12 protein-coding genes are annotated in these 12,507 nt (G+C 59.9%); 4 read left to right on the top strand and 8 right to left on the bottom strand.

Features of this window, described 5'->3' with window-relative positions:
* The first annotated feature begins 4 nt into the window (after nt 1–4).
* The gene (locus C9411_RS01795; protein WP_033634782.1) at nt 5–1,021 is read left to right on the top strand and encodes an ABC transporter ATP-binding protein; all 1,017 of its coding nucleotides are present in this window, start codon (nt 5–7) and stop codon (nt 1,019–1,021) included.
* Complete coding sequence (gene oppF / locus C9411_RS01790; RefSeq protein ID WP_025303071.1) at nt 1,018–2,019, top strand: murein tripeptide/oligopeptide ABC transporter ATP binding protein OppF; 1,002 nt, start codon at nt 1,018–1,020, stop codon at nt 2,017–2,019. The genes C9411_RS01795 and oppF overlap by 4 nt, the downstream gene beginning before the upstream one ends.
* Nucleotides 2,020–2,092: 73 nt before the next feature.
* On the opposite strand, the gene C9411_RS01785 is transcribed toward oppF, so the two are convergent.
* Both C9411_RS01785 and cls read right to left on the bottom strand, forming a co-directional pair.
* Nucleotides 2,093–2,416, bottom strand: coding sequence for an HI1450 family dsDNA-mimic protein (locus C9411_RS01785; RefSeq protein ID WP_063990106.1), 324 nt, complete (start codon nt 2,414–2,416; stop codon nt 2,093–2,095).
* 56 nt (nt 2,417–2,472) lie between these two features.
* Nucleotides 2,473–3,933 (bottom strand): cardiolipin synthase, encoded by a 1,461-nt coding sequence (cls, locus tag C9411_RS01780; RefSeq protein WP_038877257.1) that lies wholly within the window; start codon nt 3,931–3,933, stop codon nt 2,473–2,475.
* 242 nt (nt 3,934–4,175) lie between these two features.
* Here cls and C9411_RS01775 point away from each other — a divergent pair, with 242 nt between their 5' ends.
* Entirely contained in the window at nt 4,176–4,352 is a 177-nt protein-coding gene (locus tag C9411_RS01775) for a YciY family protein (protein WP_025159792.1), read from the top strand.
* A gap of 45 nt (nt 4,353–4,397) precedes the next feature.
* On the opposite strand, the gene C9411_RS01770 is transcribed toward C9411_RS01775, so the two are convergent.
* Nucleotides 4,398–4,889 (bottom strand): Dps family protein, encoded by a 492-nt coding sequence (locus tag C9411_RS01770; protein WP_063990105.1) that lies wholly within the window; start codon nt 4,887–4,889, stop codon nt 4,398–4,400.
* 200 nt (nt 4,890–5,089) lie between these two features.
* Entirely contained in the window at nt 5,090–6,562 is a 1,473-nt protein-coding gene (smfY, locus tag C9411_RS01765; protein WP_107226310.1) for a multidrug efflux MFS transporter SmfY, read from the bottom strand.
* A gap of 126 nt (nt 6,563–6,688) precedes the next feature.
* Between smfY and C9411_RS01760 the strand changes: the two genes are divergently transcribed.
* Nucleotides 6,689–7,252, top strand: a complete 564-nt coding sequence (locus C9411_RS01760; protein WP_063990103.1) for a TetR/AcrR family transcriptional regulator — start codon at nt 6,689–6,691, stop codon at nt 7,250–7,252.
* A gap of 139 nt (nt 7,253–7,391) precedes the next feature.
* Here C9411_RS01760 and C9411_RS01755 read toward each other — a convergent pair whose 3' ends face one another.
* The 4 genes from C9411_RS01755 to xylB all read right to left on the bottom strand — a co-directional run bounded on the left by C9411_RS01755 (nt 7,392) and on the right by xylB (nt 12,506).
* Complete coding sequence (locus C9411_RS01755) at nt 7,392–8,399, bottom strand: substrate-binding domain-containing protein (RefSeq protein ID WP_063990102.1); 1,008 nt, start codon at nt 8,397–8,399, stop codon at nt 7,392–7,394.
* Between the two features lie 33 nt (nt 8,400–8,432).
* Nucleotides 8,433–9,410: an ABC transporter permease gene (locus tag C9411_RS01750; protein ID WP_016927501.1), complete on the bottom strand. Its 978-nt coding sequence runs from the start codon at nt 9,408–9,410 to the stop codon at nt 8,433–8,435.
* A 76-nt stretch (nt 9,411–9,486) separates the two neighbouring features.
* Entirely contained in the window at nt 9,487–10,992 is a 1,506-nt protein-coding gene (locus C9411_RS01745; protein ID WP_107226309.1) for a sugar ABC transporter ATP-binding protein, read from the bottom strand.
* Nucleotides 10,989–12,506, bottom strand: coding sequence for a xylulokinase (gene xylB, locus C9411_RS01740; RefSeq protein WP_107226308.1), 1,518 nt, complete (start codon nt 12,504–12,506; stop codon nt 10,989–10,991). The genes C9411_RS01745 and xylB overlap by 4 nt, the downstream gene beginning before the upstream one ends.
* Between the last annotated feature and the right edge of the window lies 1 nt (nt 12,507).

Below are 12,507 nucleotides of genomic sequence, written 5' to 3'. Positions count from 1 at the left end.
AATCATGAGCACCATTGAACATCCTCAACTGCAAACCGGCGCCGGGGTCAAAACGTCGCCGCTGCTGGACGTGAAAGACCTGCGCGTCACGTTCTCCACCCCGGACGGCGACGTGACGGCGGTGAACGATCTGAACTTCGACCTGCGCGCCGGCGAAACGCTGGGTATCGTCGGTGAATCCGGTTCCGGCAAATCGCAGACCGCGTTCGCCCTGATGGGGCTGCTGGCCAGCAATGGCCGCATCGGCGGCTCGGCCAAATTCAACGGACGTGAAATCCTCAACCTGCCGGAAAATCAGCTCAACAAGCTGCGGGCCGAAGAAATCTCGATGATCTTCCAGGACCCGATGACCTCGCTCAACCCTTATATGCGCGTTGGCGAACAGCTGATGGAAGTGCTGATGCTGCATAAGAAAATGAGTAAAAGCGAAGCCTTTGAAGAGTCGGTACGCATGCTCGACGCGGTGAAAATGCCGGAAGCGCGCAAGCGTATGCGCATGTATCCGCATGAGTTTTCCGGCGGCATGCGCCAGCGCGTGATGATTGCCATGGCGCTGCTGTGTCGGCCAAAGCTGCTGATCGCCGACGAGCCGACCACCGCGCTGGACGTGACCGTCCAGGCGCAGATCATGACGCTGCTCAACGAGCTGAAGCGCGAGTTCAACACCGCTATCATCATGATCACCCACGACCTGGGCGTGGTGGCCGGCATCTGCAACAAGGTGCTGGTGATGTACGCCGGCCGCACCATGGAATACGGCAGCGCGCGCGAGGTGTTCTACCAGCCGAGCCACCCGTACTCCATCGGCCTGTTGAACGCGGTGCCGCGCCTCGACGCCGAAGGCGAAGCGTTGCTGACCATTCCCGGCAATCCGCCGAACCTGCTGCGGTTGCCGAAAGGCTGCCCGTTCCAGCCGCGCTGCCCGTACGCCATGGAGCAGTGCGCGAGCGCTCCGCCGTTGGAGCAATTTGGGGAAGGGCGCCTGCGCGCCTGCTTTAAACCGGTGGAGGCGTTGGTATGACAGCGGTAACCGACAAGAAAGTGCTGCTCGAAGTGGCCGATCTGAAAGTGCACTTCGACATTCATGACGATAAACAGTGGTTCTGGCAGCCGCCGAAAACCCTGAAAGCGGTCGATGGCGTCACGCTGCGGCTGTTCGAGGGGGAAACTCTGGGCGTGGTCGGCGAATCCGGCTGCGGCAAATCCACCTTCGCGCGCGCCATCATCGGCCTGGTGAAGGCCACCAGCGGGCGCGTCGCTTGGCTGGGGAAAGATCTGCTGGGAATGAGCGACGCCGACTGGCGGAAAACCCGCAGCGATATCCAGATGATCTTCCAGGATCCGCTGGCGTCGCTCAACCCGCGCATGACCATCGGGGAGATCATCGCCGAGCCGCTGCGCACCTACTACCCAAAAATGCCGCGTCAGGAAGTGAAGGACAAGGTCAAGGCGATGATGCTGAAGGTCGGCCTGCTGCCTAACCTGATCAACCGCTACCCGCACGAGTTCTCCGGCGGCCAGTGCCAGCGTATCGGCATCGCGCGCGCGCTGATCCTCGAGCCGAAGCTGGTGATCTGCGACGAGCCGGTCTCCGCGCTGGACGTGTCGATTCAGGCGCAGGTGGTGAACCTGTTGCAGCAGCTGCAGCGTGAGATGGGGCTGTCATTAATCTTTATCGCCCACGATTTGGCGGTGGTGAAGCACATTTCCGATCGCGTGCTGGTGATGTACCTGGGCCATGCGGTGGAGCTGGGCACCTATGACGAGGTGTACCACAATCCGCAGCACCCTTACACCAAAGCGCTGATGTCGGCGGTGCCGATCCCGGATCCGGACAAGGAGAAGGAAAAGCAGATCCAGCTGTTGGAAGGGGAGCTGCCTTCGCCGATCAACCCGCCGACCGGCTGCGTGTTCCGCACCCGTTGCCCGATCGCCGGGCCGGAGTGCGCCAAGACGCGCCCACTGCTGGAGGGCAGTTTCCGCCACGCAGTGTCCTGCCTGAAGGTCGATCCGCTGTAATCCGCCGCTAGCCGGCAACAAAAAGCCCCGCTGAATAAGCGGGGCTTTTTTTATCCGATATGCTATCGGCGAATCACTCTTTCCACAGAATATGGCACAGCTTGTGGTCTTTCTCGCGGCAGATCAGCACGCGGGCGAACACGTCGTTGATCGGCTCGCCGTCGCTGTCCGCCAGACCGATCACCACCTCGGCGAAGAAGTCCGGGTTCAGGTCGTAATCCACGTGCTCGCGCCAGTCTTCGGAGGGGTCGTACAGCTCGGCGCCGCCGCGCTCTTCAAACTGCAGATTGAACAGCAGAATATCCGCCGGATCCAGATTGTCGCCGGCCAATTCGAGGAAAATGTCGTAGGCCTGTTCCAGCGTTTCGTCTTCGGTAAGGCGGTTATTCAAATCCATAAAAAAATCCTGATAACAAATGATTTGGCGCTATTAAAGCACGCTCGCCGCGGCTTTTACAGCAGCGGGCTGAAAAAGTAGAACAGGCGCTCGACCAGGCGATGCCAGAACGGCCGCTTCAGCCACTCTTTGGCGTTCAGCAGCTGGGAACGGGCGATGTAATCTTCCTGCACGCAGGCCAAATCGCTGCCGAAGCCGTCATCATCGATCACCAGCGTGATCTCGAAATTCAGCCACAGGCTGCGCATATCCAGATTGACGGTGCCGACCAGGCTGAGTTGCCCATCCACCAGCACGCTCTTGGTGTGCAGCAGACCGCCTTCGAACTGATAGATCTTGACGCCGGCCTCCAGCAGCTCGGAGAAGAACGCGCGGCTGGCCCAGCGCACCATCATCGAATCGTTGTCGCGCGGCACGATGATGCTGACCTCGACGCCGCGCAGGGCGGCGGTGCAGATGGCGTGCAGCAGATCGTCGCTCGGCACGAAGTACGGCGTGGTCATGATCAACTGCTCGCGTGCGGAATAAACCGCGGTCAGCAGCGCCTGGTGGATCATTTCCTCGGGGAAACCGGGGCCGGAGGCGATCACCTGAATGGTATGGCCGCTCTCCTGCTCGAACGGCATGATGTTGACGTCCGGCGGCGGCGGCAGAATGCGCTTGCCGGTTTCAATCTCCCAGTCGCAGGCATAGACGATGCCCATGGTGGTGGCCACCGGGCCTTCCATGCGCGCCATCAGATCGATCCATTGGCCGACGCCCGCATCCTGTTTGAAGTAGCGCGGATCGACCATGTTCATGCTGCCGGTATAGGCGATGTAGTTGTCAATCAGCACCACCTTGCGGTGCTGGCGCAGATCCATGCGGCGCAGGAACACGCGCAGCAGGTTGACCTTCAGCGCTTCGACCACTTCGATGCCGGCATTGCGCATCATCGCCGGGTAGGGGCTGCGGAAAAATTGCAGGCTGCCGGCGGAGTCGAGCATCAGGCGGCAGTGTACGCCGCGCCGGGCGGCGGCCATCAGCGATTCGGCCACCTGATCGACCAGGCCGCCGGGCTGCCAGATATAGAACACCATTTCAATGTTGTGGCGCGCCAGCTCGATGTCACGGATCAGCGCTTTCAGCGTGTCGTCGGTGGTGGTGAGCAGCTGCAGCTGGTTGCCCTTGACGCCGTCGATGCCCTGGCGGCGGTTGCAAAGCTGGAACAGCGGTTCGGCGACCTCACTGTACTCGGTGGCGAAGATGCGGCGGCTCTCTTTCAGCTCCTTCAGCCAACGGGCGGTCGACGGCCACATGGCCTTGGCGCGCTCGGCCCGGCGTTTGCCCAGATGCAGCTCGCCGAACGATAAATAGGCCACGATGCCGAACAGCGGCAGAATGTAGATAACCAGCAGCCAGGCCATGGCTGAGGGAACCGCACGGCGTTTCATCAAAATGCGCATCGTCACGCCGGCGATCAGCAGCCAGTAGCCGAACACCATGAGCCAACTGATTACGGTATAAAATGTTGTCATAAAGGCGAAAAATCCCGTTCGCAAACCACCAATGATGAGTGTACGCACAGATCGGGCAAGGCGAAACCTTTTATCGGCGCTTATGTTACATAAATATGATGAAGTTAAGGCACTTGCTGAAAATGAAAGGGCGGTTTTTTCCCGCACGGCGCCCGCTGTGCCGCCGATAACTGCGGCTTGGATCACGGGCGGAAAGGGCTATAATGCCCGCGGTTGGCATTAGACGAACGAGTGACGGAATTATGAGACGCAGTAGAAATGAAGTGGGTCGCTGGCGCATGTTGCGGCAGAGCCAACGCCGCCGGCATCGCTGGCTGGAACGCCAGTCGTGCAGCAATCGCCATATTATCCGGGTGCGCCGCCGCCTGGACGATCAGCATCGGCGCGCGCTGCTGTTTGCGGTATCCTGCGAGTGGTAAAACGAAAACAGTCCCGTGAGGGACTGTTTTGTTATGGCGCCTGGGTTATTTGCCCAGATAGGCGTTGAGCATCCAGACCTGTTTTTCCTGCTCTTTGATGTAATCGCTCATCAGCGACGCGGTGCCTTCGTCACCGGCATCTGCCGCGACCGCGAGCAGCTCACGCTGCTGTTGCAGCAAGACTGAATACCCTTCCAACAGGCCGCGCAGCGTGCCTTTATCATCGGTCACATTGGTGTGTTCCTTGATGTCGGCGGTTTTCAGATAGTCGCTGAAAGCGTGGCGCGGCTGCGAGCCCAGCGTCAGAATGCGTTCCGCCAGCTCATCCACCTTGGTCAGCAGATCGTTATATGTCTCTTCGAATTTCGCGTGCAGTTCAAAGAACTGCGGGCCGGTAATATTCCAGTGATAGCCGCGCACATTCATATACAGCACCTGATAGTTCGCCAACAGCGCATTCAGCGCCTCGGCGAGTTTTGCCGATTGTTTACTGTCGAGGCCGATATGGGTTTTCGCTGCTTTCTTTGCCGTTGCCATAATAATCTTCTCCTGATTATTTGTTCCGATAGTAGACAGAATCAATTTCCATAGCTGTTACAGTAACCGGATTTATCGCAGGGTTAAACACGATAACAGGCATTATTGCCATCGCTCAAACCGATGACGATAAATCCGTCGAGCAAATTGCCGAATCAGTTTACGCAGGTTCCGCAGGCGAAAAAAGCCGCTTTTATCGGTTACTTGCGCAGCGCCAGTTTTACCGCGCCGGCGCCCAGCGCCATTAACAGCGCGGCGGCGATCAGCACCGTAATAAAGGCGCGATCAAAGGCCAAGCGCGCCAGCTGTGTCAGCTGCTGCGCGCGATCGGCCGCCAGCCCGGCCGCCAGCCGCAAAGCTTCGTCGATGCTGTCGTAGGCCAAATCGCTGACCGGCAACTCCGCCGGCAGCGCCAGGCTGTGGCTGTAAACCGCGGTCATCAACCCGCCGAGCAACGTCACGCCCAGCACGCCGCCCAGCTCGTAGGAGACGTCTTCGATAGATGCCGCCATGCCGGATTTCTCTTCCGGCGCGTTCAGCATGATGGCGGTGGAGGCGGCGGTGATCACGCCGCCGAGGCCAAAGCCCACCAGCGCCAGGCTGACCAATTGCGGCGCCATGCCGCTCTGGTACCACGCGGCAAGACCGGCGATGCCGAGGGTAGTCAGGACAAAGCCGCCGAGGATGATGCTGCGTTCGCCGTAGCGCGGCAACAGCAGGCCGGCTACGGGCCCCGCCAGCGCCGAGGCCAGCGGGATCGGCAAAATAAACAGCGCCGCCTGCAGCGGGCTGAGGCCGAGCACCAGCTGCAGGCGTTGGCTGAGCACCAGCTCGACGCCGATCAGCGCCACCATCGACAGCAACGCCACGCCGATGCCGCCCGCGAACAACCGGTTGCGGAACAGGGCGAAATCGATCATCGGGTGGGCGCTGCGCTGCTGACGACGCACGAACAGCACCAGGAACAACACGCCGATCGTGGCCGCCACGAGGAGGGCGATCGCATCAGGCGTTGGCTTGCTCAGCTCCTTCAGCGCATAGATAGCGCCGACCAGGCCAATCATGATCTGCACCGAGCCGACGATGTCCGAAGGGCGCGGGTTATCGCCACCGCAGCGCGGGATCAGTTTCCACGCCAGCGGCCAGACCAGCAGCACGACCGGCACATTGATCAGGAACACTGAACCCCACCAGAAATACTCCAGCAGCAGGCCGCCGACCACCGGGCCGATGGCCGCGCCGCCGGAGGCCACCGAGGCCCAGATGCCGATCGCCAGCGCGCGCTCGCGTTCGTCGGTAAAGACGTGGCGCACGATGGACAACGTGGCGGGCATCATCATCGCCGCGCCAACGGCGAGGAACACCCGGGCGGCGATCAGCCACTCGGCGGTGGGCGAGAACGCGGCGCACAGCGACGCGACGGCAAACACCGGTAGCCCGGCGAGAAACAGCCGTTTATGGCCGATGCGATCGCTCAGCATGCCGGCACCGGGCAGCAGGCCGGCCACCACCAGCGGATAGGCGTTGACGATCCAGAGTTTTTGCGAGGCGCTGGCGTCCAGCGCCTGGGTTAAGCGCGGCAGGGCGGTATATAACACCGTCATATCGATGACGATCAGGAACAGGGCGCTGGCGACCATCGTCAGGATCAACCAGCGGTTCTTGGCGTACATAATTCATATCCAGTTAACGTGGGCGGCGCGGAGGCGCCGCCATTCGGGTAAGCCACCGGCGACGCCGGGTGGTATACTGATGATAATATATATCCATACGTTCGTATTGAAAAGAAGGGTTTCTTAATGGGACGTCAACGCAGCATCGATCGCGACAAGGTTTTGGACACCGCCGAAGAGATCGTCGCCACCCAGGGTGCCGCCGGCTTGACCATCGACGCTGTCGCCAAAGCGATGGGGATCTCCAAGGGCGGGGTGCAGTATTGCTTCGGCAGCAAAGACGCGCTTATCGATGCCATGTTCGATCGCTGGGGCAGTGCCTACGAGGCGCTGTTCGCCGCTATCGCCGGCGACGATCCTTCGCCGCAGACCGCCGTGCGGGCGCATATGCTGGCCACCCACAGTTCGGATCAGACCGCCAGCGCCAAGGCCGCCGGGCTGATGGCGACGCTGATCCAAACGCCGGAGCATCTGGCGAGTACGCGCGAATGGTATCGCAGCCGCATCGCCGGTTTGGATTTGACGACGGAAGAAGGCAAGCGCGCGCGCCTGGCGTTTCTCGCCACCGAAGGCGCCTTTATGCTGCGTTACTTTGGTTTGATGGATATCAGCCAGGCGGAATGGGAAACGATGTTTACCGATATGCAGGCGTTGATTTTAACTGAGGGTGCCTATCGCACTGATAGCTAGCAAAGCCCGCAGTGAAAGGCGTATGTTTATCGAACAAGATATTCCCTCGAAGAACTTTTAAGCCAGCCACTCCGTGCTGGCTTTTTTTTTTGCAGGCAAGCGCCCAGGCAGGGCCCCCTGGAGCCAGGGGGCGGGGGGGTTATTTACGGGCGTCCAACAGCGCCTGGGCGTTTTCTGCGGTAACGACGGTCCACGGAATGTAGTAATGCTTCTGCGTGCCACCCTCCCATTTCAGATCCTTGGCGTACTGCTTCCAGATGTCCGACTGTGGTTGATAGCTTTCACCTTTCACGGCGCGCAGCGCGACGTCAATGGAACCCTGCATCTGGCCTTTGGCATCTTGCAGGATAGAGACCATTTCACCGGCCTGTACCGCATGAATCGCGTCGGAAACGCCGTCAACGCCGGCAATTGCGAAGTCCTTCACATTCAGGCCGGCGCCTTTAATTGCCTCGATAGCGCCCAGCGCCATCTCGTCGTTTTGGCCAATCACGCCGTTGATTTTACCCCGGTGTTTCTGCAGCCAGTTTTCCATCAACGGCTGCGCTTCCGCGCGTGACCAGTTGGCCGTTTTGCGCTCAAGTACCGTGACCTGGCCGGCGCCGCACTCGGCAATCGCTTTATCGTTACCCTTGCCGCGCTGGATCTCGCCGCTGCCGCCTTTCGGGCCTTCGATAATCACTACGTTCACCTTCTGGTTCTTGCAGTCGAGTTTGTCCAGTACGGCTTTGGCTTCCAGATACCCCCCCAACTCGTCATTAGACACCACTTCAGACGTCATCGCGTCCGTGTTCAGGCGCGCGTTGGTGACCACCACCGGGATTTTGGCTTCGTTGGCATTAGTGACGATATCGATATTGGCTTCAAAATCCATAGGGTTGACGATAATGGCATCGGCGCGCGTTTGGATAGCGGTGGCGGCCTGATCGTTTTGCACCGATGCATCATAACGCCCATCGTAGAACGTCAGCACGGCTTCGCCGCTTTTCACCGCCGGGTGTTCCTTCCCGAACCTTTCCATCAATTGCACGAACTCGGCTTTGTTGCCGTACATCAATACCGCGATTTTAACCGGGGCGGCCTGAGCAGCCGACAGGCTGCCCAGCATCAGGGCAGAGGCAAACAACGCTATCTTGGTCTTATTCATGGTTTTCTCCTGGTAGAGTTGGGTCTGATGTTATTAATCGCGCTGTTGCTTACGCGAGGGGTCGAGCAATACGGCAAGGACGATCAATGCGCCTTTGATAATTTGTTGGTAATACGATTGCACGCCGAGCAGATCGAGGCCGTTATTCATCACCCCGATAATCAGCACGCCGAAGAAGGTGCCGACCAGCGTACCGACGCCGCCGGCCATGCTGGTGCCGCCGATCACTACCGCCGCGATGGCGTCCAGCTCATACCCTGCGCCGGCGTTGGTCTGCGCCGAACCGGTGCGCGCCGTGAGGATCAGGCCGGCGATACCGGCCAGCGCGCCGCACAGCGTATACACCAGTATTTTGATGCGGGTCACGTTAATCCCCGAGGTGCGCGCGCTTTTCGGGTTGCCGCCGACGGCGTAGATGTAGCGCCCGAAGAGGGTTTTATTCAGCACGAGCCAGGCGAGGGCGAACAGCACGATGAAGATGATGACGGGCACAGGAACGCCGCCGACATAGCCATTGCCTAACCAGCGGAAATCGCTGTTCAATTGCGATACCGGATTGCCGTTGGTGGTCAACATGGTTAAACCGCGCGCCGCGGAGAGCATGCCCATGGTGACGATAAACGGCTGCAGCCGGTAGCGCGCCAACACGGTGCCGTTCACCAGGCCGCAAACGATGCCGATACCCAGCGCCACAATCAGCGGCGCCATGACGGCGGTCGCGGTGTCGCCGATAGCCAATCCGCTGTTGTTGGTGGCGAAGCGGGCGGCGACGATCCCGCTTAAGGCCAGCACCGAGCCCACGGAGAGATCGACACCGGCCGTAATGATGACAAAGGTCATGCCGATGGCCAGAATGCCGTTGATCGATACCTGGCGCAGGACGATCAGGGTGTTTTCATTGCTGAGAAAATAGTTGCTGCTCCAGGCCCCCTGAGCGACCTGATATTCGCCAATCAGCGCCACGATCAGGCACAGTGCGAAAAAGGCGATGATAATGCCGTATTTGTGCATACGGCGCTTATTGCGGGTGAAAAATGAAATTCCTGGTGATAAGGAGTGGGCGCTGCTCATTTTTTTTCTCTCTCTGTTAAACCGCAAGTTTCATCAGTGCTGCCTGGGTCGCATCGGCTGCCGAAAGCTCGCCGGCCAACTGCCCGTCACGAAACACCAATATGCGATCGCTCATGCCGATAATTTCCGAAAGCTCGGAGGAAACCATAATGATCCCTTTGTTTTGCAGGGCGAACTCCGACATAAATCGATAGATCTCTTTCTTGGCCCCGACGTCGATACCGCGCGTCGGCTCGTCGAGCAGCAAAACCTCCGGATCCAGCAGCGCCCAACGGCCCAGCACGACCTTTTGCTGGTTGCCGCCGCTCAGGTTGCCCACGGGCTGTTCGCCATCGTGGGTTTTAACGTTGAAGCGCTGGATCATGTCGCGGGTTCGCGCCTGCTCCCGTTTCTCGCTGACAAACCCCATCCGGCTGATGGTGGCAAAAGAGGCGATATTGATGTTTTCACTGACGGAGCGGCACAGCACCAGACCGGTTTCCTTGCGATCTTCCGTCACGTAGGCAATACCGCTGTCGATGGCCTTGCGCGGAGAATGGCGGTTCAGCGTCTTGTCGCCCACGCGGATCGTGCCGCTGTCGGCATGCTGAACGCCGAAGATAAGATCGAGAAACTCGCTGCGGCCCGATCCCACCAGCCCATAGATGCCCAGGATCTCACCGTGCTTCAGTTGCAGGCTGATATCTTTTATCTTGCTGCGCCAACACAGGTTGTTGATCTCCAGCAAGATCTCTTCGCCGGGCTGATTGAATTTGGCGAACTCGCTGTCGTACTCGCCGCCAATAATGTGTTCGATCAGCTGTTCACGAGTAATGTCGGCGATATAACCTTCATGGATATAGGCGCCGTCGCGGAAGATGGTGTAGCTGTCCGCGATTTGGAATATCTCTGACAAACGGTGGGAGACATAGATAATGCCTTTACCTTTCGCCGCCAGTTGCTGAAGCGTCTGAAAGATTTTTTGCGCATCCTCTTCGCCAATCGCCGAGGTGGGTTCATCCATGATGATGATGTCGGCATTGGCATGCGACAGCGCCTTGGCGATCTCGACCAGCTGTTGCTCGGCGACGCTCAGGTTGCGCATTTTTTCTCGTGCGTCGATCTTGAAATCAAGTTCTTTGAGCAGGCGGGTCGTGCGCTGGTTGAGCGTTGTGAAGTCGACGAATCCCAGGCGTCGCGGCTCACGGCCCAGCCAAATGTTTTCGGCCACCGTCAAATCCGGGATCGCGCTCAGTTCCTGCTGCACGATGGCGATGCCGGCATTGAGGGCTTCCCGAGGATGATGAAATTCGCAGCGTTCGCCATTGATAAAAATGTCGCCGCCATCGGGTTGAATAAAGCCCATCAGAATGCTGAGAAAGGTGGATTTACCCGCGCCGTTGCCGCCGCACAGGGCATGAATGGATCCACGCCGCAGGCAAAACTCCGCATTCTTCAGCGCCACGACCGGGCCAAAGGCTTTCCTGACGCCGCTGACCTCCAGCAGATAGGCGGGCGCTGGCGTATGGGGATCTCGCGTCACAGTTGCACCTCCGGGTAGGTCTGCTGCAAGCGTTGCAGGTAACGTTGATAAAGCGTTTCGTATTGCGCCTGTCTGTCGGCGTTTGGCCGTGTGCGCGTGGCTTCATCCAGCGCAACAAAGCGTTGGCACAGTTCGGCCAGCAGCGCGCCGGCGTTCCGGCGCGGATCGTCGGCCAACATCGTCGCCCACATCGCCTGAACGGCGCCGCCCAGCGCGGCGGTCTCTTTGGCTTTCAGACAGACCACCGGGCACCCCATTACGTCCGCGACGATGTGTCGCCAAGCGGTGCTGCGGGCGCCGCCGCCGGTGAGGCGGATCTCGCGCGCTTCGATGCCCTGACGGCGAAACAGCTCGATGCCGTAGCGCAGGCCGTAGGTGGCGCTTTCGACCACCGCCAGGCAGAGATTGGCGCGGGTAAAATTGTCGCTATCGAGGTTATGCAGGCTGGCGCGCGCGTGGGGCAATGGTGGAACGCGTTCGCCGTTGAAGAACGGCAGCATCTCAACACCGCCTGCGCCGGGCGAAGCCTGTGCCAATAAACCGTTAAAGCCGGCAAGGTCTTCGTCCAGCAGCGTTTGTACCGCAGTGGTGGCCGAGGTGACATTCATGGTGCAAATCAATGGCAGCCACCCGTTGGTGCTGGAGCAGAAGCCGGCAATCATGTCCGATTCCGCCGTGACGGGGGCGGCGGACCAGGCGAATAGCGTGCCGGAGGTGCCCAGGCTCAGGGTGAGGGTGCCGGCCTCGATGTTGCCGGAACCGATGGCCGCCATCATGTTGTCGCCGCCGCCGGTCGAGACCCGAACTGCCGGGCCGAGGCCGAGCTTCTCTGCGGCAGCGGGGCGCACCGTGCCGATGCAGCAGTCCGCGCTTTTGAGCGGCGGCAGGGCATGCCACAGGCGGCCGCTGTCGTCGATGAGATCGACGGCGGTTTTGCTCCAGCGACGGGTGCGCACATCGAACAACCCGGTGCCGGAAGCGTCGCCATACTCCGCTACGCGCTCCCCGGTCAGCCAGAAGTTCAAGTAGTCATGGGGCAACAACACGGTATGCAGTTGTGCCCACAACGCCGGATGGTGCGTCTTGAACCAAAGGATTTTTGACGCGGTATAACCGGTGGCGATCCGCAGGCCGAGTGTTTCCAGCGAGCCGTTGGCCCCGCCGAGCTGTTGCAGGAGCCGTTCGTTTTCCTCTGCGGTTTCGGTATCGCACCACAGCTTGACGCTGTGCAGCACGTTGCCGTCTGCGTCCAGCGGTACAAACCCATGTTGTTGGCCAGAGACCCCCAGAGCATGAATCTCCCGTGCATCAACGCCGGCGTTAGTCACGGCTTGGCGAAAAGCGATGACTAACGCCTCTATCCACCAGTCGGCCTCTTGTTCGCGCCGGCCATTGGCTTGGCTGATGAGGCGGTGAGGGGCATTGCCCTCACCGAGGATCACGTCCTGTGCGCTGTCGACAATCACGACTTTCGTGCCTTGCGTACCGCAGTCTATGCCAGCATAGAGCGCCATA

Origin of the sequence: Serratia sp. Nf2 (assembly GCF_003028435.1) — a bacterium.
GTDB lineage: Bacteria > Pseudomonadota > Gammaproteobacteria > Enterobacterales > Enterobacteriaceae > Serratia > Serratia marcescens_L.
Note: the sequence above shows the minus strand (reverse complement) of the source record. Positions and strands in the feature narration are given on the sequence as shown.

What these genes read in the sequence shown, in the direction of transcription:
- C9411_RS01795 (WP_033634782.1), top strand. Translation starts at nt 5, where the DNA reads ATGAGCACCATTGAACATCCTCAACTGCAAACCGGCGCCGGGGTCAAA.
- oppF (WP_025303071.1), top strand. Translation starts at nt 1,018, where the DNA reads ATGACAGCGGTAACCGACAAGAAAGTGCTGCTCGAAGTGGCCGATCTG.
- C9411_RS01785 (WP_063990106.1), bottom strand. Translation starts at nt 2,416, where the DNA reads ATGGATTTGAATAACCGCCTTACCGAAGACGAAACGCTGGAACAGGCC.
- cls (WP_038877257.1), bottom strand. Translation starts at nt 3,933, where the DNA reads ATGACAACATTTTATACCGTAATCAGTTGGCTCATGGTGTTCGGCTAC.
- C9411_RS01775 (WP_025159792.1), top strand. Translation starts at nt 4,176, where the DNA reads ATGAGACGCAGTAGAAATGAAGTGGGTCGCTGGCGCATGTTGCGGCAG.
- C9411_RS01770 (WP_063990105.1), bottom strand. Translation starts at nt 4,889, where the DNA reads ATGGCAACGGCAAAGAAAGCAGCGAAAACCCATATCGGCCTCGACAGT.
- smfY (WP_107226310.1), bottom strand. Translation starts at nt 6,562, where the DNA reads ATGTACGCCAAGAACCGCTGGTTGATCCTGACGATGGTCGCCAGCGCC.
- C9411_RS01760 (WP_063990103.1), top strand. Translation starts at nt 6,689, where the DNA reads ATGGGACGTCAACGCAGCATCGATCGCGACAAGGTTTTGGACACCGCC.
- C9411_RS01755 (WP_063990102.1), bottom strand. Translation starts at nt 8,399, where the DNA reads ATGAATAAGACCAAGATAGCGTTGTTTGCCTCTGCCCTGATGCTGGGC.
- C9411_RS01750 (WP_016927501.1), bottom strand. Translation starts at nt 9,410, where the DNA reads ATGCACAAATACGGCATTATCATCGCCTTTTTCGCACTGTGCCTGATC.
- xylB (WP_107226308.1), bottom strand. Translation starts at nt 12,506, where the DNA reads ATGGCGCTCTATGCTGGCATAGACTGCGGTACGCAAGGCACGAAAGTC.